Below are 24,257 nucleotides of genomic sequence, written 5' to 3'. Positions count from 1 at the left end.
TTATACCACCGCTCCGTTCGGCCGGACAAGCCTCAAGCCGGTATTTTGACCGGCCGCACCTGCGATGCCGCCAACACCGCCCGCCTTCGCGCCTCTTCCACCGTATCCGCCGCCGCCAGCGCCACACCCATACGCCGCCGTGGATGGGCCTCCGGCTTGCCAAACAGGCGGACCTCGGATTCCGGCACGGCCAGCGCCCGCTCCAATCCCTCGAACGCGATGCCTTCCGCCGCCACCCCTCCGTAAATGACGGCGCTGGCGCCGGGACGCCGCAGGGAGGAATCGACCGGCAATCCCAGGATCGCACGCACATGCAGTTCGAACTCGTTCTGTGCCTGGCTGACCATGGTCACCATGCCCGTATCGTGCGGCCGGGGGCTCACTTCGCTGAACCACACCTCATCCCCCCGGACGAACAGCTCGACACCAAACAGCCCGCGCCCTCCCAGCGCATCAACCACGGTGCGGGCGATCGCCTCGGCCCGTTCCCTGGCCTTCGGATTCAGGGACTGCGGCTGCCAGCTTTCCACGTAATCCCCGGCTTGCTGCCGGTGCCCCACAGGCTCACAGAACGCGATCCCGGCGTCACCTCCGGAAACGGGGGTGCGCACCGTCAGCAGGGTAATCTCGAAATCGAAGTCGATCCGGCCTTCGACGATGACACGGCTTGCCCCGACCCGGCCACCCTCCCGCGCGTGATCCCAGGCTGCCTGGACATCCGACGGGCTCTCGAGCAGAGATTGGCCCTTGCCGGAGGACGACATGACGGGCTTGACGAAACACGGAAAGCCGATCTTCGCCGCGGCCTCGGCCAAGGCGGCACAGGAATCGGCAAAGGCATAGGGTGAGGTGGGCAGGCCCAGCTTTTCCGCCGCCAGCCGCCGGATGCCTTCGCGGTTCATGGTGAGTTGCACAGCGCGGGCATTGGGAACGACCTCCGCCAACCCCGCCCGCTCGATCTCGACCAAGGCATCGGTGGCGATCGCTTCGATCTCGGGCACGACGAAATGTGGGCGCTCGAACTCGACCAACCGATGGATCGCCCCCGGGTCGGTCATGTCGACGACGTGGGAGCGGTGGGCGACCTGCTGCGCCGGCGCGCCGGCATAGCGGTCGACGGCGATCACCTCGACGCCGTAACGCTGGAGGGAAATCGCCACCTCCTTGCCAAGTTCGCCGCCGCCCAGGAGTATCACCCGGACGGCGGAGGGGGAATTGGGGGTTCCGATACGCATAGGGACGATGGCCGAAGCAATGGGAGGAAGAACCGGCGACGAAAGGAGGCCGAAGGGCGGTGATTTTAATCCCCCCCGGCCCTCCGTTGCCAAGCCTCCGTCCTTCCCGACGGGATCAATCGTCGTCGGCGATGGCGACCGTGGCCTCCGTCGCCGGCAAGCGGGTGTACTCCCGCCTTCCGGCGATGGCCATGGTGACCGTTTCCCGCCCTTCGACCAGGCGGTCGTCGCGGAGCTTCACCGACACATCCACGCTGGCGACGCCTTTTGGCAGAGTGACCCGGAGCTTGGGCTTGATATAGTCCTTGCCCGGCCGGGCAGTGCCGCCCAGCGTCAGATTAACGGTCAAGGACCTGTCCATCGGCGTCTCGCGAGACACGGTGAAAACCAGCCGCTCTCCGCTTCCTTCGGCAATTTCGGTCCGGGCAGCCGACACCCAGACGCGCGGAAGCGAGCCCAGCAGCACCTCGCCGGCGATCTGGGACACGGTCGTCAGATCGGGTTTGAAGCGCAGGGTGCTGCGGAGCCTGCGGATCGCGGCAGGATTCGCCGCAGCGATCTCTTTGGCCGCGCCGATGGCCGCACTCACTTGGCCCGGCGCCGGCAGGGTGCCAGTGGCCGTGTTTTCGTTGTGCGTCAGTGTCCGCCTGAGCTCGCCCGCACCCGCAGCTTCCCTGGAATTCCCTATCGCCGTGGTCAACAGACTCTTGTCCTCCTCCCGGCTGGCCTGATAGGTCAACGTGAAGCGGGCATGATCGGCGGCGAACGCGGAATAACGTTCCTGGAAGGATTCGAGCATCCGGACGGCGGTACCGCGCATGGAGCCGGCCAGCCGCTGGAACTGCAGTTGCGTCGAGGGCTGGGTCCGGCTGCCTTCTTCGTTGCGCTGCAGGACGATCGTAGCGGCGTTCACCCCGTCATTGGCCACCGCGGGGATTTCCCAGGTGACGGTGCGGCGCAGGCCGGTCGCGGCCTCGCCGGTCGTGGCGTCGGTCTTGAGCACAGCGGCAGGAAAGTCTTCCGCCAGCCGGGACGACATGAAATCGGCGGCTTCGGCCGGCAGGGTCGCCAGATAACGCAGCGCGATCTGCGAATTCGTCAGCAGAGGCTGTATGGACATATCCTGATCCGCGAGCGCCAGATGCTTGTGCAAATCGGCCGCCCTGGCCATCCTGGCTTCCACCGTCGCCTCCAGCCGGGTCGGGACGCTCATGTCCTGCTCAACCAGGGACAGCACCTCGTTCGACAGGGCGGCGGCATACTGGGGCAGCAGATCGGCGTTTTTCTTCACGTCGAAGGCGTTTTTCGGCTCGAAGAACACCAGCGGCACGTCGTGCGTCAGATTGTTGATGTTCTTGTCCTGGGCACGGACGTCGATCGAAAACGATCCGATCTGAGGCAGCCCGCTGAGGCGTGCAGCCGTGTTTCCCTTGAACGACCCGGCATATCGCAACAGGGTCCGGGCCGCGGCCAAACGCTGCTTCGCCAGTCCAGCGTTCCTGGTTTCATCCAGCGGCGCAAACGGTTTGACGTAGAACGGCATCTCCCCCGCCACCGTCAGGCTATGGCAGCCGGCCTTTTCGCAGCTCTTGGCCGGGTTCGCTTCATTGATCATCAGGCCGTAATGGTCCACGGAGATGAAATCCTTGACGTGACACTGATCGCAGGTGGCGTCCTTGGCCGGATGATGTTCGGCCACGCCAGCCGTTTCACCATCGATGGCGTCCATGAGCTGGAGGACGGCCCGGAATTGGTCCTCCGTGTCCGTGACGGGCCGGTTGACGTTGAACTTTACGGTCAATACATGCCGAGCCCCCTCGAAAGGGTCCGGCGGCGCAGCATTCGCCGGATTAAGGCACAGCGGAATCAAAACACCCAGCCAATTCAAGGAGAATCGGGAAAGAAGAAGATGAAATCTCATGTCGGGCTCGCGTGGTTTCGTTATTCGGAAAAAGTACGGCTACCCAAACGGCGAATCGGAGTAGATACGAATTCAAATGATAACGATTCGTATTTAATATCTCAACTGTAATTCCACCAGCGCGAACCGAATCTCCAGAGGAATTCAGTGACGGAAACCGGGAGCTACCCCTCCCGTCCCTCAGGGACGCAGGAAAAGACGAGTGCCTCGCAAGTTCGGGCAGGACAGTCCTTGCCCTGCCCGAACTTCGTTCATTCGATGGAAAATTCGCGCATCATGCCCATGTCCTCGTGCTCCAGGTTGTGGCAGTGGTACATGAACAGGCCCTTGAAGTCCTGGAACGGCTTGATCAGACGGATACGTTCGCCGGGCATCGCCAGTACGGTGTCCTTCCAGCCGCTGTCGACGAAGCCATCGCGCACGCTGGCATAGTCGTCCATCGTCGCATTGCTCACGGTGCGGCTGACGATCTGGAAGGACTGGCCGTGCAGATGGATGGGATGCGCCATCGACATCATCATGCCCATGCCTCCGCCATGTCCTCCCATCATCCCCATGCCGCCGCGATGCCCCATCATGCCCATCCCCATTCCGCCGTGCATGCCCATGCCAGGCCCGCCTCCATGCGCCATGCCCTCCCCTCCGTCGCCATGCCCCGAACCCCCATGGCCGTGGAATATCTCCAGCAGTTGGACGCTGCCCAGCGGAATCCGCTCGAACGGCTGCAGGTCGTCGTGGGCATATGGCCGCCGGTTGATCAGCATGGACATCGGTCCTTCGGAAATCTCCAAGGGCACCGGTTTGTCCGGGTTGGCGGTATCGGCGAGAGTGTAGCGAGAAATCTTCGCGAGCCGCCTCGGCAGGCTGGGGCTTTCGCTCACCCCCCGGCTGACCCGGACCGTGAACAGCGGATAATCGCTGCCCGGCGGCAAGGCGCTGTGCATCATCTCACCCATCATCCGCCGCGCCATCACCGGCAGAGCCCCCGAAAACGGCAGGCTCCGCATCACCAGCTGCGAACCAACGGCGCGTCCGCTGAAATCCGCCCACACGTCCAGGCGCTCGCCCGGCGCGAGCATCACATAGGGCTTGACCTCCGGCGTCTCCAGCAGGCCGCCGTCGGTACCGAGGACCGTCAAGGGCGTGCCGTCGTCCCAGCCCAGCTTGTAGATACGTGCGTTCGAGCCGTTCATGATCCGCAGCCGGTACGCCCGGCTCGCCACTTCCAGTGTGAAGTCCGGGCGACCGTTGACCAGGATGCGGTCACCGTGGAACCCCATCATCTTTTCGTGCATGTGGCGGACATAGACGAGCTGGTTGTCGGCATCGAAGCGCCGGTCCTGCAGCACGATCGGAATTTCGTACTCCCCGACGGGCAGACCCAGAGCCGCCTCCTCGTCGTCGTTCACCAGGATGCCGCCTGCCAGACCGTAATAGACCTGCCGCCCCGTCAGCTCGTGCGGATGGGGATGGTATATATTGAGGCTCGCCCGGTTGAGCACCTCGAATTCGTAGACGAACGTTTCTCCCGGATCCATCGCGTACATCGGATGGCCATCCATCAGCGCCGGGACATGCATGCCGTGCCAGTGGGCGATGGTCGGCTCGGCCAGCTCGTTGCGGAAATGGATGCGCACCTTCTGCCCCTTTTGGAGACGGATCAGCGGGCCGAGGTAAGACCCCGGCAGGTTCGTCAGCGTACCTTCCGGGCCTTTCACCAGCCGCGCGGCATACTGCAGAACCCGGGTCGGCGGACCAGGCAGGATGGACACCGAGGACTGGCGAGCCGCCAGCTCGATTTCCACGTCCGGGGCGAACGCGGGCGATGCCTTGTTCGGGCTGAGCTTCGGACCACCCGCCATGGTCATGGCCCGCACCCAGGCCGGCACCCCGGCAAGAGCGAACATACCCAGACCGGTCTGGCGGAGAAAACGGCGGCGCGACAGATGAATGCTGGACGGCATAACCTCCTCCTTATCGACCTCGAGGTCGCTGTAGTTATGGCGAACCCCCTGCTGCGGGCGCCCCGGCGGGGAGTTTCATGCGGGAAGGCTTCCGGCCGCATGGCGAACGGATGCCCTGGAGGCATTGTATATAAGTTTCCGATGATATGGACATTCCCGACGCCCGGTGGAGCGAACGCCCTCGCCATGAATCGGGTCTGGCCTTCCCCGCATATGCAAGTTGCGAACCCCTTCTTCCCCAAACCGCGGGCCGGATGTGCCCCGAAGGCAATGAGTATGTGAAAATGAGTGACAGGCGTGCGGAACGTCGAGCCTTGCGCGGACTTTGCTTCCGCAGGAACCGCCGCCGGGCAAACCGATCCTCAGTAACCCCAATGCAGACATTGAACGGAAAAATGATCAAGAAGGCATCCTTCCTCGTTTTTATCGCGCTGCTGGGCGCGATCCCTCCGGCTGGGGCAGAAAGCGACAAAGAGATCCAGGAAAGAGCCCTCAAGGCACGCGAACTGGGTCAACATGGCGGCATGGACCATTCGGCGCATGCCGGCGACGAAACGACAGGCAGATTCCGCGGCGTCTTCTACGGTTACCTTCCGTGCCAGGAAGAAAACTGCGACGGACTGAAAATGACGCTGTCCTTGAACGACAAGGACCGCTACCTGCTGGTGATCCAACCCGCCAAGCCGCAAAATCGGGAGTCCTTCGAAAAAGGCAAATACCAGTGGGACGACAAGAACGGGATCGTCGTGCTGACACCCAACAAAGAAGCACCACCACGCCGGCTCGCCATCAAGGATGAAGGCACACTGATCTATCTGGCCAGCGACGGCAAGCCGCTACCCGGCGACCCGGACCGGTACCGGCTGGAGCGGAGCGACAAGGCCGGCAACCGGGAAATGCACATTCATTGACAAGGCCGCGAGCGCCGACCTGCAAAATCTGCTGACTTGCGCCGCCACATCCCGATAAAATGAAGAATTTTGTAACCGCCCGAAAACCTCCTCCATGCGCACCTCCCGGTTCCCCTTGAACACCCTGAAGGAAATTCCCTCCGACGCCGAGATCGTCAGTCATCAGCTGATGCTGCGCGCCGGACTGATCCGGAAACTGGCGGCGGGGCTCTACACCTGGCTGCCCCTGGGACTGAAGGTACTGCGCAGAGTCGAGCGGGTGGTGCGCGAGGAAATGGACCGGGCCGGAGCTTTGGAAGTCCTGATGCCGGTGGTCCAGCCGGCCGAACTGTGGCAGGAATCCGGCCGCTGGGAGCAGTACGGACCAGAGCTGGCGCGTTTGCACGACCGCCACGACCGGGCATTCTGTCTGGGGCCAACCCATGAGGAAATCATCACCGATCTGGCCCGCAACGAACTGAAGAGCTACCGGCAGCTCCCAGTCAACTTCTATCAGATCCAGACCAAGTTCCGCGACGAGATCCGGCCGCGTTTCGGCGTAATGCGGGCGCGCGAGTTCGTCATGAAAGACGCCTATTCCTTCCACCTCGATCAGGAATCGCTGGCCCAGACTTACGATGCCATGTACGTGGCTTACAGCAACATCTTCAGCCGACTGGGACTGAGGTTCCGCCCGGTGCTGGCGGATACCGGCGCCATCGGCGGCAGCCATTCGCACGAATTCCACGTGCTGGCCGATTCCGGCGAGGACGCCATCGCCTTCTCCACGGTCAGCGACTATGCCGCCAACGTCGAGCAGGCCGAGGCGCTCGCCCCGACGGCGCCGCGCCCGGCGCCCACCGCCGCACTGCTCAAAGTCGAAACGCCGGGCAAGAAATCCATCGCCGAGGTGAGCGAATTCCTCGGTGTTCCTCCCCACCAGATCCTCAAGACCGTCGCAGTCATGCAGACCATCGTCGACGACGACGGGCTGGACCGCGACATGTTCGTGACGGTCTTGCTGCGGGGCGACCACGAGCTGAACGAAGTCAAGCTGGGCAAGGTGCTGGGACGGTTCCGCTTTGCCAGCGAGGACGAGATCGAACGCCACATGGGCTGCCGTCCCGGCTACATCGGCCCGTTGAACCTGCCGGCCGGCACGGCTGTCGGCCCGGTCTACGCCGACCGCGCCGTGGCGGTGATGAGTGATTTCGTCTGCGGCGCCAACGAGGCCGGCTACCACTTCAGCGGCGTCAACTGGGAGCGCGATCTGCCGCTGCCGCAGGACGAGTATCTGTGTGATCTCCGCAACGTGGTCGAGGGCGACCCGAGTCCGGATGGCCTGGGCACCCTGCGGATCGCGCGCGGCATCGAGGTCGGCCACATCTTCCAGCTCGGCACGAAGTACAGCGCAGCGCTGAACGCCACCGTACTCAACGAGGAAGGCCGCAGCCAGGTCATGCTGATGGGCTGCTATGGCATCGGCGTTTCCCGGGTCGTCGCGGCGGCGATCGAACAGAACCACGACGAGCGCGGCATCGTCTGGCCCGAAGCCCTGGCGCCCTTCCAGGTGGCCCTCTGCCCGATCAACATGCAGACCTCGGAGCGGGTGCGGACTACCGCCGAGCGGCTCTATGCCGAGCTGTCGGCCGCCGGCTTCGAGGTGCTGTATGACGACCGCAAGGTACGCCCCGGCGTGATGTTCGCCGACATGGAGCTGATCGGCATTCCGCACCGCATCGTCATCAGCGAACGTGGGCTGGACTCCGGTGCCCTGGAATACAAGGGCCGCCGGGATGCCGACAACCAGTCGATCGGCATCGACGGGGTCATCGAATTCCTCCGCGACCGTTCGGAAAGCCGGTAAGTATCGGCTGCATTCGTATAGAATGCGCAAGCTTCAGCCACCACTTCAGGAATCCTGTGGAAAATTTTCACGGCACGACCATCGTTTCCGTCCGCCGGGGCGACCAGGTGGTGATCGGCGGCGACGGCCAGGTCACCCTCGGCAACACGGTCATGAAAGGCAATGCCAGGAAGGTGAGACGCCTCTACAACGGACGGGTATTGGCCGGTTTCGCCGGCGCCACGGCGGACGCCTTCACCCTGTTCGAACGCTTCGAGAGCCAGTTGGAAAAGCACCGCGGCAACCTCACCAAAGCCGCCGTGGAACTGGTCAAGGACTGGCGCACCGACCGCATGCTGCGCCGTCTGGAGGCCCTGCTGGCGATCGCTGACGACAAGGCTTCGCTGATCATTTCGGGCAACGGCGACGTGATCGAGCCGGAAAACGGACTGATCGCGATCGGTTCCGGCGGTCCCTTCGCCCAGTCGGCCGCACGCGCGCTGCTGGAAAACACCGAACTCGGCGCCCGCGACATCGTCGAGAAGTCCTTGATCATCGCCGCCGACATCTGTATCTACACCAACCGCAATCTGACCATCGAAGAACTCGAGACCGGCCGGAATTTCCCTAATCCAGCATGAGCCAGATGACTCCCCGCGAAATCGTCCACGAGCTGGACAAACACATCGTCGGCCAGGCGGAGGCCAAGCGCGCCGTCGCGATCGCGCTACGCAACCGTTGGCGCCGCGCCCAGGTCGGCGCGCCGCTGCGCGACGAAATCACCCCCAAGAACATCCTGATGATCGGCCCCACCGGCGTGGGTAAGACCGAAATCGCCCGCCGCTTGGCGCGGCTGGCCAATGCGCCGTTCATCAAGGTCGAGGCGACCAAGTTCACCGAAGTCGGTTATGTCGGACGCGACGTCGAATCCATCATCCGCGACCTGACCGATGCGGCGATCAAGATGATCCGCCAGACAGAAACGGCCAAGGTGCAGAGCCGGGCGGAAGCCGCCGCCGAAGAGCGCGTGCTCGACGCCCTGGTGCCTCACGCCAGCACCTGGAACGCCGGGGAAGAAGGAGACTCGCCGGCCCGGCAGAAGTTCCGTCAAAAGCTGCGTGCCGGGGAACTGAACGACAAAGAGATCGAAATCGACGTCTCCGCCGCGCCGATCGGCGTGGAGATCATGGCCCCGCCCGGCCTGGAGGAGATGAGCAGCCAGCTGCAAAACCTGTTCCAGAACTTCCAGGCCGGACGGACCCGGACCCGCAAACTGCGCGTCCGGGATGCCCTCAAGCTGCTCAAGGAAGAGGAGGCCGGCAAGATGATCAACGAGGAAGAGATCAAGCTGCGGGCCGTTCATGCGGTGGAACAGAACGGCATCGTCTTTCTCGACGAGCTGGACAAGATCTGCAAGCGCGCGGACTACGGTGGACCGGATGTTTCCCGGGAAGGGGTGCAGCGTGACTTGCTGCCCCTGGTCGAGGGCTGCACCGTCAGCACCAAATACGGCACCATCCGCACCGACCACATCCTGTTCATCGCCTCGGGGGCGTTCCATCTGGCCAAGCCATCCGATCTGATACCGGAACTGCAGGGGCGGTTCCCGATCCGGGTGGAGCTGAATCCGCTGTCGGCCGACGACTTCGTGCGGATCCTCACCGAGCCGGATGCGTCGCTGACGGCGCAGTACGCCGCACTGTTGGCAACCGAAGGCGTCAACCTGGAATTCGCCGACAGCGCCATCCGGCGCATCGCCCAGATCAGCTGGGAGGTGAACGAACGCACCGAGAACATCGGCGCCCGGCGGCTGCACACGGTGCTGGAACGGCTGCTGGAGGAAATCTCGTTCGACGCCGCCGACCGCTCCGGCACCAGCATTACCATCGACGCCGGTTACGTCGACGCCCACCTGGGCTCTCTGGCCCTGGACGAAGATCTCAGCCGCTACATCCTGTGATCATGAGCGATCCCACACCCATCGCCATCACCCTGCACCGGGAAAGCCGTGTGCTCGAGATCTCCTTCGACGACGGTAGCCGCTTCGAGCTGCCCTGCGAGTACCTGCGGGTGTATTCGCCCTCGGCGGAAGTCCGCGGTCACGGCCCCGGGCAAGAGACCTTGCCACTGAACAAGGAAGACGTGACCATCACGGCGGTCGATCCGGTCGGCCATTACGGCATCAAACCGACCTTCAGCGACGGTCATGACACCGGCATCTATACCTGGAAGCTGCTGTACGATCTCGGCCGCCATTACAACACCCTCTGGCAGGAATACCTCGGCAAAGTGGCGGCGGCGGACCGCAGTCGCAAAGCCTGACATTGCCCCCTTCGAGAACACATCCCCATGAGTGAAAACACCACCCACTTCGGCTTCCGTACCGTGCCCGAGCACGAAAAGGCGAACATGGTCCGCGCCGTGTTCGATTCCGTCGCCGGCAAGTATGATGTCATGAACGACCTGATGTCGATTGGCATCCACCGACTCTGGAAGCGAATCGCAGTGGACCTGGCACATGTCCGCTCTGGCGAGAAGGTGCTGGACCTGGCCGGCGGCACCGGCGACCTGACCGCCTTGTTCCGCAAGCGGGTCGGCGCCCGAGGTTTCGTGGTACTGTCCGACATCAATGCGGAAATGCTCAGGCGCGGCCGCGACCGGATCATCGACGATGGTCTTGCCGAATCGGTGGCCTACGCCCAGATCGACGCGGAAAAACTGCCCTTTCCCGACGACAGCTTCGACTGCATCAGCATCGGCTTCGGCCTGCGCAACGTCACCCACAAGGACAAGGCCTTGAACTCCATGTACCGAGCCCTCAAGCCGGGGGGACGACTCATCGTGCTGGAATTCTCGGAGGTCCACAACGAGCTGCTCAGGAAGGCCTATGACCTGTACTCGTTCAAGGTCCTGCCGTTCCTGGGCAAGCTCGTCGCCAACGACGCCGAAAGTTACCGTTATCTCGCCGAGTCGATCCGTATGCACCCGAACCAGGAGAAGCTCAAGGCCATGATGGAGAAGGCCGGCTTCGAGCGCTGCGAATACTTCGACCTGATGCAGGGCATCGTCGCCGTGCACCGGGGCTACAAGTTCTGAAGATGGCGGGAATGCCCAAACTCCTGCTGGCGGCCGCCCTGCGCGGTGCCATGGAGCAAGCGCTGTCGCGCTATGTCACGTCGAGCCCCTCCAGCCGAGCACGCCTGGAAGCCCTGGCCGGCAAGACCATCGCCCTGGTGCTGACGCCGCCCGGCATCGGCATCCTGTTGTGCCCCACTCCCGAGGGTATCCAGGTGTTGGGGGAAAGCACCGGCACGCCCGATGCCGTGATTGCGGGTTCTCCCCTCACGCTGGCGCGGGCGGCATTGAGCCGCGCCCGCATCGGTCCGGGCACGACCGGACCGCTGGTGCTGGAAGGTGACACGGAAACCGCGCGGAAATTTTCCGCATTACTGAAAGACCTGGACATCCCTTGGGAGGCGATGTTGGCACGCTATCTGGGACCAACGATGGCCCGGAACATCACCGGGGCCGGGCGGACGCTCCGTCACTGGAGCACCGACCTCGGCACCACCCTCCGGTTGAATACCCGCGAACTGCTGCAGGAGGAAACCCGGATCGTCCCCGCCGATCCTGAAGCCGAGGCGCTGTACACGGCAATCGACCATCTGCGCGATGGCATCGCAAGGCTGGAAGCCCGTCTCGTCCGCATCGAGAACAAGCAGCTCACCGCTCCCGGCCAGCCTCAAGCGAAAACGCCGTGATCCCGATCCGACTCGTCAGCCGCTTACTGCACATCCAGCGCGTGCTGGTCCTCCATGGACTCGACGAACTGGTCGAAGCCACGCATCTGTACCGGCCGTTGCGCCATGCCGTCCGCTTCTCCACCGCGCTGGGCGCCCGCGACGTCGAAGCGCCGCGTGCCGTGCGCCTCCGTCGGGCGCTGGAGGAACTCGGACCGATCTTCGTCAAGTTCGGCCAAACGCTTTCCACGCGCCGCGACCTGCTGCCCGACGACATCGGCGAAGAACTGGTGAAGCTGCAGGACCGCGTGCCCCCGTTTCCCGGCGTCGAGGCCCGCCGGACGGTCGAGTCCGCACTGGGCCAGCCGGTCGGCACGCTGTTCCGGTCTTTCGACGAAGAGCCGTTGGCTTCGGCTTCGGTCGCGCAGGTCCATGCCGCCCGCCTGCACAGCGGCGAAGAAGTCGTAGTCAAGGTATTACGGCCCGGCGTCCGGCAACGCATCGAGGCGGACATCGAACTACTCTACGCACTGGCCGGCATGGCGCAGCGGTTCTGGCCGGATGCCCGCAGACTGCGCCCGACCGAAGTCGTCGCCGAATTCGAAAAGACCATCCTGGACGAACTGGACCTGGTGCGGGAAGCGGCCAACGCCGCCGAGATCCGGCGCCGCTTCGAAACATCCGGGATTCTCTACGTCCCCAAGGTGTACTGGGACTATACGCGCCGGGACGTCATGGTGATGGAACGCATCGCCGGCATCCCCATCGGCGACGTTCCGCAGCTCCGGCGCGCGGGCGTCGACCTCAAGCTGCTGGCGGAGCGCGGGGTGGAAATCTTCTTCACCCAGGTATTCCGCGACAGTTTCTTCCACGCCGACATGCACCCCGGCAACATCTTCGCCACGACGGATGCACGCTACATCGCCGTCGATTTCGGCATCGTCGGCAGCATCTCCAAGGCCGACCAGTATTACGTGGCCGAAAATTTCCTGGCGTTCTTCAACCGGGATTACCGCCGGGTCGCCGAAATGCACGTGGAATCCGGCTGGGTACCCCCCACGACGCGGATCGAGGAATTCGAATCGGCCATCCGCAGCGTCAGCGAACCGATCTTCGAAAAGCCGCTGAAAGAAATCTCCTATGGACAGGTGTTGCTGCGGCTGTTCCAGGTCGCCCGGCGTTTCGACATGGAAGTGCAGCCGCAACTGGTCTTATTGCAGAAGACCCTGCTCAATATCGAAGGCTTGGGAAGGGAGCTCTACCCCGACCTCGATCTCTGGCAGACCGCCAAGCCTTTTCTCGAAAACTGGTTCCAGGATGAGCGCGGCCCGAAATCCGCGGTCCGGAGACTCGGGGCCAAACTGCCCGAATGGGCCCAGCAATGGCCGGAAATGCCCGGCCTCGGCTATCAGGCGCTCCATCGCGCGGTCAACGGCCGGCTCGAACTCAGCATCCGCTCGGACGAATTGCGTATCCTGACCCGGGAAATCCGCCTGGGACAACGCCGTGTCCTGGGGGGCATCGGCGGCGGATCGCTGATTCTGAGCGCCACCCTTCTGAGCACGGCGTTCGCTTCTCCGACGCTGATCTGGGCGGTGGCGGCGCTGGGTCTGGGCCTGTTCGCCTACGCCTGGACACTGCGCTAAAACGGTGCGAGCGCCTCGCTTGATGTCTGTTATGATGCGGCACTCCCCCGTTTGGAGCGTACAAGCATGGTAAGTACAGAAACCCCTGAGTGCGAATTCGGCCGGAAGGCCCCTGACTTCGCCCTGCCCGGCGTCGACGGCAAGATCTGGACGCTGGAACGATGCCGGGGTCCCAAAGGGCTCCTGGTCATGTTCATCTGCAATCACTGTCCTTATGTGAAGGCGGTGCAGGACCGCCTCGTGCGCGATGCCAAAGACATCCAGGCGTTGGACATCGGCGTGGTGGCCATCATGCCCAACGATCCGACCGATTATCCAGAGGATTCGTTCGAAAACATGCAGAAAGTCGCCGCGGTTCTATCCTACCCTTTCCCCTACCTGCTGGACGAAACCCAGGCGGTCGCCCGGGCCTACGGCGCCGTGTGCACGCCGGATTTCTTCGGTTACAACGCCGATCTGGAACTGCAATACCGCGGCCGGCTCGACGCCAGCCGGCGGGAGGCGTCCCCGCCCGGCTGCCGCCGCGAGCTGTACGAGGCCATGAAGCAGATTGCCGAGACCGGCAAGGGCCCGGCCGAGCAGATTCCCAGCATGGGTTGTTCAATCAAGTGGCGCAACGCCTGAGGGCACCATTTCAAGATTCCAAAGAACCAAGGAGCATCCCATGGCTTTCAAACGCATGACCGACATCGATCTCGCCGGCAAGCGCGTCCTGATCCGGGAAGACTTCAACGTCCCCGTCAAAGATGGCCGGGTCACCAGCGACGCCCGCATCCGCGCCGCCCTCCCGACCATCCGCCACGCGCTGGACGCCGGCGCCGCGGTGATGCTGATGTCGCATCTCGGCCGCCCCACCGAAGGGGAATATGCCGAGGAGTTTTCCATGAAACCCGTTGCCGACCGGCTGTCCGAACTATTGGGGCAGCCGGTGACACTGGTGAAGGACTACCTGGGTGGCGCCGACCCGGCGGTCGGGTCGGTCGTGCTATTCGAGAACGTGCGTTTCAACAAGGGCGAGAAGAAGGACGACGAGGCCTTGGCGCGCCAGCTCGCCGCGCTGTGCGACGTCTACGTGATGGATGCCTTCGGTACGGCGCACCGCGCCGAGGCTTCGACGCACGGCGTGGGCAAATACGCTCCCACCGCCTGTGCCGGCCTGCTGCTGGCGACGGAATTGGACGCACTGGGCAGAGCGCTCCACGACCCGGCGCGCCCCTTGGTCGCCATCGTCGGCGGCTCGAAAGTATCGACCAAACTGACGGTTCTGGATTCCCTTTCGCAGGTGGTCGATCAGCTCATCGTCGGTGGCGGTATCGCCAACACCTTCATCAAAGCCGCCGGCTTCAACGTCGGGAAATCACTGTACGAGGAGGACCTGGTGGCCGAAGCCAGGCGCCTGATGGAAGCCGCCAAGGCCAAGGGCGGGGAGATCCCCGTACCGGTCGACGTGGTGGTCGGCAAACGCTTCGATGCCGCGGAACCCGCCATGGTCAAGAGCGTCGCGGACATCGCCGAGGACGACATGATCCTCGACATCGGTCCGGAGACCAGCCGCCGCTACGCCGAGTTCATCGGCCGCGCCGGCACGGTGGTCTGGAATGGCCCCGTAGGTGTCTTCGAATTCGACCAGTTCGGGGAAGGCACCCGCCGATTGGGTCTGGCCATCGCCGAAAGCCATGCATTTTCCATCGCCGGAGGGGGAGACACACTGGCAGCCATCGACAAATATGGCATCGCCGACCGCATCTCCTACATCTCGACGGGGGGCGGCGCCTTCCTGGAATTTCTCGAAGGCAAGCAACTGCCGGCGGTTGCCATGCTGGAGAGCCGCGCGGACTGAATCCCCGGCGGACAAGACGACTGTATCCCGTCCGCGACAAATCGCCGCTTCCGCAGTCAAACGCACTGTACAGAGCGCGGAACTGCGATACATACTACCCATTTTCTCAAAGCCACCGATCGAGGACTTGAATGGCTCGCATCACCGTCGAAGATTGCCTGGACAAAGTCGAAAACCGTTTTCAGCTCGTGCTGCTCGCCAGCAAGCGGGCCCGTGTGCTGGCACGCCATCCCGAAGAAGCCAAGGTGACCTGGGACAACGACAAGCCGACCGTGGTAGCCTTGCGCGAAATCGCCGAAGGGCACATTACACCTGCCTACATGAAGGAGAAGGTGAAGACGGACCGTTATCCAATCGAACGCCCGATGCCGGCACCCCGCGACGATCTCGCCGACCTTGACGACGACATCTAGGTCGACCGGAAAACCTTCAACCGCCGCAATGAGCTCGTACGCCGTCGCCGATGCCCCGCCGCCGCAAGAGCCGGCGGAAACGCCTCAGGAAAAACTGGCGCGCCGGCTCGGCCATCTGACTTCGAGCTACCTCGAACCGGCCCAGGTCGCGGAAATCCAGAAGGCTTACGAAGTCGCCGCCAAGGCGCATGAGGGGCAGTTTCGCCTCAGCGGCGAGCCCTACGTCTGTCACCCCCTTTCGGTCGCCATCATCCTTGCCGAAATGCGGATGGATGCCAAGGGCATCATGGCGGCCCTCCTCCACGACGTCATCGAAGACACGCCCTTGACCAAGGAGGATCTGAGCGCCCGCTTCGGAGCCGAAGTGGCGGAACTGGTCGATGGCGTCAGCAAGCTCACCCAGCTCGACTGCAAATCGCGCGCCGAGGCTCAGGCGGAGAATGTGCGCAAAATGGTCCTGGCGATGGTCAAGGACCTGCGCGTGATCATGGTCAAGCTGGCGGACCGGCTCCACAACATGCGCACGCTGGACGTGATGAACCCGGGACGGCGCTGTCGCATCGCCCGGGAAACCCTGGACATTTATGCCCCCATCGCCCATCGGCTGGGAATGAACGAGGTCCGGCTGGAACTGGAGAATCTCGGCTTCTCCGCCATGTACCCGATGCGGCACCGGGTACTCGAGCAGTGCGTCAAGAAAGCTCGAGGCAACCGCAAGGAGGTCCTCGCCACCATCGAATCAACGCTCAAAGCGCGCCTCAAGGATTGCGGCATGCCGGACGCCCGGATCATCGGCCGGGAGAAGCATCTCTACAGTCTCTACCAGAAGATGCGCAGCAAGCATCTACCCTTCGCCCAGGTCTACGACGTCTATGCGTTCCGCATCGTGGTCGACTCGCCCGACGAGTGTTACCGGGCGCTGGGCGCCGTCCACAACCTGTACAAACCGATTCCGGGCCGCTTCAAAGACTACATCGCCCTGCCCAAGGCCAACGGCTACCAGTCGCTCCACACCGTCCTGATCGGCCCCTTCGGCCTGCCGCTGGAAATCCAGATCCGCACCCATGCGATGCACCACATGGCGGAGTCGGGCATCGCTGCCCATTGGCTGTACAAATCGGAAACCGATCCCGCCGCCGGCAGCCAGGCGCGAGCCCGGGAATGGCTGCGAGACCTGCTGGAAATCCAGAAGAGTGCCGGCGATTCCCTGGAATTCCTCGACAACCTCAAGGTCGACCTGTTCCAGCACGAGTGCTACGTGTTCACCCCCAAGGGCCGCATCATCAAGCTGCCGCGTGGCGCCACTATCGTCGATTTCGCCTACGCGGTACATACCGACATCGGCAATTCCTGTGTCTCAGCCCGCGTCAACCGCATTCTGGCGCCGCTGCACAGCGTGCTCGAGAATGGCCAGACCATCGAGATCATCACCGCGCCTTGGGCCAGACCGAATCCCCTGTGGCTGAACTATGTGGTAACGGCCAAAGCTCGGGCCGCAATCCGCAGCCATTTGAGAAACTTCAAGAAACAGGAAGCGGTCAACCTCGGACGGCGCCTGTTGGAAAAAGAACTGGCCAATCACGGGCTGAATCTGGAGGCGATTCCGCCGCAGCAACTGGAAAACTTTACCCGCTCCCTGGAGTTGACCTCGTTCGAATCCCTGCTGGAAGATCTCGGGCTCGGCAATCGGCTCCCCTTCCTCGTCGTGCAGCAAATGCTGCATGGTGAACGCGAAAGCGGCAAAGGCGCGCCGTCGCCAGCTGCCGAAAAAAGCGCCAGGATGCCGCTCGTCATCAAGGGAACCGAGGGCGTCGTGGTCAACCTGGCAAAGTGCTGCCGGCCGATTCCAGGCGACCCCATCGTCGGTTTCTTCAACCCAGGCAAGGGCATCGTGGTGCATCTCACCGACTGCAAAAATGCTGCCGAGCTGCGGCGCAAGCAGATCAACAGCCTGGACGTCGAGTGGGATCGCGCGGCGAGCGGGATGTTCCCGGCGATGATTCGGCTGGAACTGATGAACCGGGTTGGCACCCTCGCCCAGGTGGCATCGGCGATCTCCCGGATGGAAGCCGACATCGAAAACGTCCAGATCACCAACCAGGACGACCAGATATCCACGGACGTCATCACGATCGGCGTCAAGGACAGGGTCCACCTCGCGCGGGTCATGCGCGAATTGCGCCGACTGAGCATCGTCCTGAAAATATCCAGAGTCAAATCGGAACTGAGAAAGTAGAGAACCATGCCGCGCCAAGTCATTCATACCGAACATGCCCCCAAAGCCATCGGCACCTATTCCCAGGCCGTGCGGGTCGGAAACACCGTTTACCTGTCGGGCCAGATCCCACTCGATCCGGCCACCATGACGCTAGTCGACGACAACATGGAGATGCAGATCCGGCGGGTCTTCGACAACCTCAGCGCGGTCGCCGAGGCTGCCGGAGGCACGCTCGGAGACGTCGTCAAGCTCAATGTGTTCCTGACCGACCTCGGGCACTTTCCGCTGGTCAACGAAATCATGGCGAACTACTTCTCGGAACCTTACCCCGCGCGCGCCGCCATAGGCGTCGCCGCCCTCCCCCGCGGAGCCGGGGTGGAAATGGACGCGATCCTCGTGCTGCCGGACTAGCCCCAGCGAGCGATGGCGACATCGAGGAGACCGGATCGGGTCTCCCTCGACAACTTGCAGGGGGCGGGAACAAAAACCCAAGGCCGCCTCAACAAACTTGGCATCTTCAACCTGCAGGATCTCCTGCTCCACCTGCCGATCCGCTACGAAGACCGGACCCGGCTTACGCCTCTGGGTGCACTGCAGCCCGGTCAACCCGCACTGGTGGAAGGCGGCGTGGCGTTCACCGACGTCGCCGGCGCCAGCCGCCGGTCACTGATCTGCCGCATCAGTGACGGTACCGGATTCCTCGATCTGCGTTTCTTCCATTTCCGGCCGGAGCAGCTCCGGGCACTGAGCAGCCTACGGCGGATCCGGTGTTTCGGCGAGGTACGCGTCGGCGCGCATGGGTTGGAAATGGTCCACCCGCAGTACGAGGCACTGTCTGAAACCGCCCCCGCTCCCCTGGAAACGGGCTTGACGCCGGTCTACCCCACCACAGACGGACTGAGTCAGCAGAGCCTGCGACGGTTCGTAGCTCAAGCCCTGCGCCTGGCCGAACCGGAACACGAAAAATCTTTCAGACTTCCTCCGCGGCTGGCCCCCGAGCTCGACGCCCTGTCATGGTGGGATGCGGTGCGCACCCTCCACCGGCCCATGGACGACTGTCCGAAGGCGCTGGAGCGAGCCCGTCGCCGCCTGGCTTACGAGGAACTGCTGGCCCATCATTTGAGCCTGGCCCGCTTCCGGCAGGAGATCCGTCGCCGGTCGGCACCGGTGCTGAACACCGACGAAGCCATCAAAACGACTTTCCAGAGCGGACTGCCTTTTTCTCTGACCGGCGCCCAGCGGCGGGTGATCGGTGAAATCGAATCGGATTTGCGCAGCGGCCGCCCCATGCTACGGCTGCTGCAAGGCGATGTCGGCTCGGGAAAAACCATCGTCGCCGCCCATGCGGCACTGGCTGCGGCCTCCAGTGGCTGGCAGACCGCCCTCATGGCGCCCACCGAATTGCTTGCCGAACAGCATTTCCACACGTTCAGCGGCTGGCTGGAATCCTCCGGCGTCACGACGACGCTGCTGACCGGCAAGATCAAGGGCCAGGGTCGGAGGGACGCCTTGGCGGCGATAGCGAGCGGAGCCACGGCGCTAGTCATCGGCACTCACGCGTTGTTCCAGGATGCCGTCGAGTTCCACCGGCTCGGCCTTACCATCATCGACGAACAACACCGCTTCGGCGTCCATCAGCGCCTGGCTTTGCGCGATAAGGCCCACCCGCTCGCCGCGCTGCCCCACCAGCTGGTCATGACGGCGACGCCCATCCCGCGCACCCTGGCGATTCTCGGCTATGCCGATCTGGACTGCTCGGTCCTCGACGAACTCCCGCCGGGACGGACACCCGTTGTCACCCGTCTGATTCCCTCGACCCGCCGCGGTGAAATCATCGACAGGATCGCCAGCTGGATCGCCAGAGGCAGACAAGCCTATTGGGTCTGCACGCTGATCGACGAATCGGAGGCGCTGCAATGCGAAGCCGCCGCAAATACGGCTGCCAGCCTGGCCCAGGCCCTGCCCGGCCTGCGCATCCGACTGCTGCACGGACGCATGTCAGCGGCGGAAAAAGACGGCGTCATGCGGGAGTTCAAAGCCGGCGAGTCCGACATCCTGGTCGCGACGACGGTGATCGAAGTCGGCGTGGATGTGCCGAATGCCGGCCTGATGATCATCGAGAACCCCGAGCGCCTCGGACTCGCCCAGCTCCATCAGCTTCGGGGACGGGTCGGTCGAGGACCGGGCGACGCCTACTGCATCCTCCTGTACCAGCCGCCGCTGTCCGCCATCGGCCGGGAGCGGCTGAAAATCCTGAAAGACTCCTCGGACGGCTTCGCCATCGCCGAAAGAGACCTACGACTGCGGGGACCCGGCGAGTTTCTGGGCGTCCGTCAGACTGGCCTGGCCCGATTCCGGATCGCGGACCTGACCCGGGACGCCGATCTGATCGAAACGGTGAGCGCAAGCGCCGAGCGCGTGCTCGAACACCATCCCGAACTGGTCGCGCCGCTGATCGACCGTTGGGTCGGACGAGGCGTTCATTACGCCGGCGCATGACGCCATGGCTACGGACGCCTCGAGTTGATAGACTGTCGCCCGTTTATCCGTCCGACCTGGTAACGAGAGGTTCGCCATGACCAGCCCCCCCGCCGTACAACCATGCCCGGATCCCCCCCGTTTCGGCCACCTCGTCTGCGCGTCGATCGTTGCGCTCGGATTGGCCAGCTGCGCCGGAATGACCCCGACCCAACAGCGCATGACGTCCGGTACACTCATCGGTGCCGGCAGCGGAGCGGTCATAGGAGCGCTGGCGGGCAATGCCGCCATGGGGGCCGGTATCGGCGCCGCCGCGGGACTCGCCGGTGGCTATCTTTATCAGAAATACAAGGAAAACCAAGCCGCGACCTATGCCGAAGGCTATCGGCAGGGTCAGGCCAGCACTCAATCGAAGAAAAAACAGAAAAAGCCGCAGCCGCAATAAAATACCGGGCGGGCGATGCCCCACCCCGTCAGGCGGCAACGGGGAAAGTCTCAGCCCAGAGTTTCTCGAGCTGATAAAACTCCCGCACTGGCGGCTTCATCACATGCACAACCACGTCACCGAGATCCACCACCACCCACTCGCCGGCATCTTCGCCTTCCAACCCGAAAGGCTGAAGCGCGTGCGCTTTGGCACTGGCTTCGACATTCCCCGCGAGGGACCTGACATGACGATCGGAGGTTCCACTCGCGATCACGAAAAACTCGGCGATCGTCGTCTTTCCGCGCAGATCAATGATCTTCACGTCGCGCCCTTTACCTTCATCCAGCGCGGCCACGACGATTCCAAGCAACGACTCGACAGATATAGTCATCTTAAATGGGTGACTCCAGATAATTTGTGAACGGAGACAAGGGACGAAGCGCATGCCGGCAGGCCCTGTTCGGGCGAGGATGCGGATGAAACCAAGGAAATCAAGGACTGGCGAACCGAGTAGCCCGGTATGAAACGATACTGAGGACCGGAAGCGGCATGTCGCTCGACATGAGGCCGCTCGGGCGAAATTGCAAGAAACGTTGGTGAAATCAAAGGCTATTGTCGCTCCCCCGCCGCCAAGACCGGCACGCTCGAGTCAATCTTTCCCGGCCGAAACTCTGATATTCCTGCCTGCTTCGAGCTTGTTTTCCTTCACACCGTTCCATTTCCGGAGATCCGCGACACTGACGCCGAACCGCTGGGAAATGGCAAACAGGGTTTCGCCTGGTTTCACGGTATGGCGGATGGATTGGGAAGCCTTGATCCCGCCGCCATGTCGCTCGTCGAATGGTATCGATATGGCGTGCTTTTCCTTGCCACGGTCGCCCCGTTCCTCGCGAAGCGCCTCCTCCCGGGAAAGTGCAGACCCTCCCGCCACTTTCCGCCCCCCCTCCTTCCGGTTGGGATTCGCCTTGCTGGAAAGACCAAGGCGTTCATCGGGACGCCGGTTTCCTTTCAGTGACTTGTCCTCCTGCCCATGGTCCCGCCCCCAAACGTCCCGGAGACGGGAGCCATCCCGCAGATGGGCAACCACGGCCGAACCTCCCCTGCTTGGCGTCTCCACACTCTGCCAGCGTTCGCTCCGGCTCGAATCCTTCGCCGGACCGCCCCGTTCGGCAGAGCGGGATGGGACGGCATACTCCGCCCCGTAACCCGAAACCACCGGCTTTCGCACGGACCGTTCGCGCCCCGGAGCGGCGTCATCTTCTGTAGCGGTCTCGAGCGAGCCACGATGCCCGAAGCCGGTACTTCCGTCCCCCTCATCAGCGGGGGGACGGGAATCGAATTGTCCGCTCATCGCCAACCTGGCCAGCTCCTTCTTGAATTTACGCGATTTGTCCGCTGGTACAAAAAGACGGTAGGAACCTTCTATGTCGGCATGCGGATGTTTGAAGCCGGGATTCAATTCGAGCATCCGTTCCAGACTCATGTCGGCAGCATCGGCCGCCAGCGCGAGATCCAGCTGAGAACTCACTTTCACCGGCTTGAAAATGGCTTCGTTCGGAATGTAATGGAGATCGATTGCGTATTTATCGGCGTTCGCGAAAACTTTCGACACGGCCAGCAACCGCGGCACATAGGCCTTCGTCTCGTCCGGGAGATCCAACGACCAGAAGTCGGTGGGCAGATTCCGTGCCTCATTGCGCTGAATCGCCTTGGCGACCGCGCCTTCGCCGCAATTGTAAGCGGCTATCGCCAGAAGCCAGTCGCCATTGAAGTCGTTGTGGAGCTTTTTGAGGTACTTGATCGCCGCGCGCGTCGACGCATAAACATCGCGGCGCCCATCGTACGAGCGGCTCCGTTTCAGACCGTAGCGACGCCCCGTTTCGGGGATGAACTGCCATATCCCGGCAGCCCGGGCGGGAGAAACCGCGTGAGGCTGGAATGCACTTTCGACGATGGGCAACAGCGCCAGCTCACCCGGCATCTTCTGTTTCTCGAGTTGCCGAACGATGGTATATAAGAAGGGCTCAGCGCGCTTTTGCGCGCGCTTCAAATAATCGGGGTGGTTGATGAACCACGAGACCTCACGCTCCACCGAGCGGTGTTCAACCTGGGGCAAGGCATACAGCGAGAACATCCGCTCCCACAACGTGTCGTACTGGGAACCCGACGATGCCTGTTTCCCCTTTTTGGGTTTGCCGGGATTCTCGGAAGCGACCCCCAGCCGGGGCTCTGGCATCGATGGTTTGAGGTTGTTCGGCTTGCTGGCACAGCCGGGAAGAAGCAGCGCCACCAGCGACACGGTGACGAGCAATCGCGGACGGAACGGGAATCGCTTCATAAAATACTCCCTCAGTTAGGCAGCTGGCTGAGGCTAGCTACAACAGGCCGCTCAACTCTATGAGTATGAACAAAGGCTTTGCTCAACACCCTCACGAGATATTCTCAGAATGGTATCGAGACACGACGCCGGGGCAGGCACTCAAGCGATTGGAATTCCATTATTTGTCGAGTGGGCTAAAGCTTACTTTCAATCAGATTACATTACAAGTTGGCTGCCCCGGCGACAGCTCACCACTGAACGGTTTCCCGCGCGGCACGTCATGCCTCATGACCAGCGGACCGAAGGAACCCCAGCGGCCACCCGCCCGGCTCATCGCCGCACCCGACGACATCCCCTTCGACTCCCAGAGCGTCGACCTCGTCTACCTCGTCCATGTCCTGGAGTTTTCACCCGAGCCGTGTCGGATTTTGAAAGAGTGCGAGCGCATTCTCAAACCTCAAGGGGAACTTCACGTCCTCGCACTGAATCCGTGGAATCCAAAAAATCTGCCGCGTTGTGTCCCGCTCCTTCTGAAGCATGCTGAGACCAGCCTCATCACTCCATCCCGCCTGATGGCCTGGCTGAAAAACCTCAATCTGGACACTTGCCTGGTCGCCGGCTTCAGCCTCACTCCCGAATGCTGTCTGCCCAACCGTGGTTCTCTCTTGAACCGTTCGCGGGTCCGTTTGGCGACGGCCTATGCGGTTCGGGCGATCAAGCGGCGCCAGCGGCTGATTCCACTGGGATCGCCGTGGTCGTCGATTCCTGAACTGATCGGAGGCTGCGGTTCGATCGAAACCGCTTTCCACAGACTGTAAGACCAGACCTCCGGCGCAGGACACCCCGCCAGCGGCTAGTCGCAGGGAAGAATTTTCGTGATACGGGAGGAGGAGGAAGCTGTTGTGCGGGTTTTGATGCGCAGAAAAAATGAGCCTCTTGGACCGGCTGTCAAGAACTCACTCTTTCTACGCACCAAAACGAGCAGTGAGCATGCGCTCTTGCCTGACTGTCCTGTCATCGCTTCGGCAAATACACCTCGGCCTCCCATTCGCAGGGCGAATGGCTCCCTCTTTGTAAGGATATATTTAGCTAAGGAAGCTACGAATCGCCTGCTTTATTTCGTCTTCTGTTTGGCGATCTGAGCGTCGACTTCCTTGGCGGCTTCTTGTGCGGCACCGCTCTGCCAGCCGCTCACTTCGTTCTCCCGGGCCTTGAACAAGACGACCAGGACGACGGTTCCAACGATCAATGCGCCAATCCACAACCAGAAGTTGTCTTTTTCTTGATTTTCCATTCTATCCTCCTATCGTTGTCGATGT

The 24,257-nt window shown here is 62.7% G+C and carries 22 protein-coding genes; 16 read left to right on the top strand and 6 right to left on the bottom strand.

Translation table 11 applies throughout. From position 1 onward, the window contains the following. Positions 1–32: 32 nt before the first annotated feature. The 3 genes from purT to H156_RS0103960 all read right to left on the bottom strand — a co-directional run bounded on the left by purT (position 33) and on the right by H156_RS0103960 (position 5,120). Entirely contained in the window at positions 33–1,235 is a 1,203-nt protein-coding gene (gene purT / locus H156_RS0103970) for a formate-dependent phosphoribosylglycinamide formyltransferase (protein ID WP_017366315.1), read from the bottom strand. Positions 1,236–1,350: 115 nt separating this feature from the next. Continuing rightward, positions 1,351–3,036: a Calx-beta domain-containing protein gene (locus H156_RS0103965; RefSeq protein WP_017366316.1), complete on the bottom strand. Its 1,686-nt coding sequence runs from the start codon at positions 3,034–3,036 to the stop codon at positions 1,351–1,353. Between the two features lie 371 nt (positions 3,037–3,407). Further along, on the bottom strand, positions 3,408–5,120 hold the full coding sequence (locus H156_RS0103960) for a multicopper oxidase family protein (protein WP_017366317.1): 1,713 nt from the start codon (positions 5,118–5,120) through the stop codon (positions 3,408–3,410). 146 nt (positions 5,121–5,266) lie between these two features. Between H156_RS0103960 and H156_RS0103955 the strand changes: the two genes are divergently transcribed. The 15 genes from H156_RS0103955 to H156_RS16940 all read left to right on the top strand — a co-directional run bounded on the left by H156_RS0103955 (position 5,267) and on the right by H156_RS16940 (position 20,636). Then, positions 5,267–6,031: a copper resistance protein NlpE gene (locus H156_RS0103955; RefSeq protein ID WP_154656645.1), complete on the top strand. Its 765-nt coding sequence runs from the start codon at positions 5,267–5,269 to the stop codon at positions 6,029–6,031. A gap of 94 nt (positions 6,032–6,125) precedes the next feature. Continuing rightward, positions 6,126–7,877, top strand: a complete 1,752-nt coding sequence (locus H156_RS0103950) for a proline--tRNA ligase (RefSeq protein WP_017366319.1) — start codon at positions 6,126–6,128, stop codon at positions 7,875–7,877. Positions 7,878–7,933: 56 nt separating this feature from the next. Next, positions 7,934–8,497, top strand: a complete 564-nt coding sequence (hslV, locus tag H156_RS0103945; protein ID WP_017366320.1) for an ATP-dependent protease subunit HslV — start codon at positions 7,934–7,936, stop codon at positions 8,495–8,497. Beyond that, positions 8,494–9,816: an ATP-dependent protease ATPase subunit HslU gene (hslU, locus tag H156_RS0103940; protein WP_010961260.1), complete on the top strand. Its 1,323-nt coding sequence runs from the start codon at positions 8,494–8,496 to the stop codon at positions 9,814–9,816. Before hslV ends, hslU begins: the two co-directional genes overlap by 4 nt. Continuing rightward, positions 9,813–10,178: a gamma-butyrobetaine hydroxylase family protein gene (locus H156_RS0103935; protein WP_010961261.1), complete on the top strand. Its 366-nt coding sequence runs from the start codon at positions 9,813–9,815 to the stop codon at positions 10,176–10,178. The genes hslU and H156_RS0103935 overlap by 4 nt, the downstream gene beginning before the upstream one ends. A 27-nt stretch (positions 10,179–10,205) precedes the next feature. Then, positions 10,206–10,952, top strand: a complete 747-nt coding sequence (gene ubiE, locus H156_RS0103930) for a bifunctional demethylmenaquinone methyltransferase/2-methoxy-6-polyprenyl-1,4-benzoquinol methylase UbiE (RefSeq protein WP_017366321.1) — start codon at positions 10,206–10,208, stop codon at positions 10,950–10,952. Between the two features lie 11 nt (positions 10,953–10,963). Next, complete coding sequence (locus tag H156_RS0103925; protein ID WP_017366322.1) at positions 10,964–11,617, top strand: ubiquinone biosynthesis accessory factor UbiJ; 654 nt, start codon at positions 10,964–10,966, stop codon at positions 11,615–11,617. Then, on the top strand, positions 11,614–13,242 hold the full coding sequence (ubiB, locus tag H156_RS0103920) for a ubiquinone biosynthesis regulatory protein kinase UbiB (protein ID WP_017366323.1): 1,629 nt from the start codon (positions 11,614–11,616) through the stop codon (positions 13,240–13,242). Before H156_RS0103925 ends, ubiB begins: the two co-directional genes overlap by 4 nt. 66 nt (positions 13,243–13,308) lie before the next feature. Beyond that, positions 13,309–13,866: a thioredoxin family protein gene (locus H156_RS0103915; protein ID WP_017366324.1), complete on the top strand. Its 558-nt coding sequence runs from the start codon at positions 13,309–13,311 to the stop codon at positions 13,864–13,866. Positions 13,867–13,906: 40 nt separating this feature from the next. Further along, positions 13,907–15,082 carry a phosphoglycerate kinase gene (locus H156_RS0103910; protein WP_017366325.1) on the top strand — a complete coding sequence of 392 codons (1,176 nt, stop codon included), beginning with the start codon at positions 13,907–13,909 and terminating at the stop codon, positions 15,080–15,082. Positions 15,083–15,213: 131 nt separating this feature from the next. Further along, positions 15,214–15,495 carry a DNA-directed RNA polymerase subunit omega gene (gene rpoZ / locus H156_RS0103905; RefSeq protein ID WP_010961267.1) on the top strand — a complete coding sequence of 94 codons (282 nt, stop codon included), beginning with the start codon at positions 15,214–15,216 and terminating at the stop codon, positions 15,493–15,495. A 28-nt stretch (positions 15,496–15,523) separates the two neighbouring features. Then, complete coding sequence (locus H156_RS0103900; RefSeq protein ID WP_017366326.1) at positions 15,524–17,731, top strand: RelA/SpoT family protein; 2,208 nt, start codon at positions 15,524–15,526, stop codon at positions 17,729–17,731. A gap of 6 nt (positions 17,732–17,737) precedes the next feature. Continuing rightward, positions 17,738–18,124, top strand: coding sequence for a RidA family protein (locus H156_RS0103895; protein ID WP_010961269.1), 387 nt, complete (start codon positions 17,738–17,740; stop codon positions 18,122–18,124). A gap of 12 nt (positions 18,125–18,136) precedes the next feature. Then, on the top strand, positions 18,137–20,212 hold the full coding sequence (gene recG / locus H156_RS0103890) for an ATP-dependent DNA helicase RecG (protein WP_017366327.1): 2,076 nt from the start codon (positions 18,137–18,139) through the stop codon (positions 20,210–20,212). 76 nt (positions 20,213–20,288) lie between these two features. Next, positions 20,289–20,636 carry a YMGG-like glycine zipper-containing protein gene (locus H156_RS16940; protein WP_010961271.1) on the top strand — a complete coding sequence of 116 codons (348 nt, stop codon included), beginning with the start codon at positions 20,289–20,291 and terminating at the stop codon, positions 20,634–20,636. 28 nt (positions 20,637–20,664) lie between these two features. On the opposite strand, the gene rsfS is transcribed toward H156_RS16940, so the two are convergent. Next, positions 20,665–20,973 (bottom strand): ribosome silencing factor, encoded by a 309-nt coding sequence (rsfS, locus tag H156_RS0103880; protein ID WP_238536911.1) that lies wholly within the window; start codon positions 20,971–20,973, stop codon positions 20,665–20,667. Between the two features lie 294 nt (positions 20,974–21,267). Further along, a complete protein-coding gene (locus H156_RS0103875) occupies positions 21,268–22,956 on the bottom strand; it encodes a lytic transglycosylase (protein WP_017366329.1) in 1,689 nt (562 codons plus the stop codon). Positions 22,957–23,225: 269 nt separating this feature from the next. Between H156_RS0103875 and H156_RS15760 the strand changes: the two genes are divergently transcribed. Then, the gene (locus H156_RS15760; RefSeq protein WP_017366330.1) at positions 23,226–23,756 is read left to right on the top strand and encodes a class I SAM-dependent methyltransferase; all 531 of its coding nucleotides are present in this window, start codon (positions 23,226–23,228) and stop codon (positions 23,754–23,756) included. 296 nt (positions 23,757–24,052) lie between these two features. On the opposite strand, the gene H156_RS0103865 is transcribed toward H156_RS15760, so the two are convergent. Next, positions 24,053–24,232, bottom strand: a complete 180-nt coding sequence (locus H156_RS0103865) for a hypothetical protein (protein ID WP_010961275.1) — start codon at positions 24,230–24,232, stop codon at positions 24,053–24,055. Positions 24,233–24,257 lie beyond the last annotated feature (25 nt).

Source organism: Methylococcus capsulatus str. Texas = ATCC 19069, assembly GCF_000424685.1.
GTDB lineage: Bacteria > Pseudomonadota > Gammaproteobacteria > Methylococcales > Methylococcaceae > Methylococcus > Methylococcus capsulatus.
The sequence above is the reverse complement of the archived record's forward strand: the minus strand, read 5'-3'. Positions and strand labels throughout refer to the sequence as shown.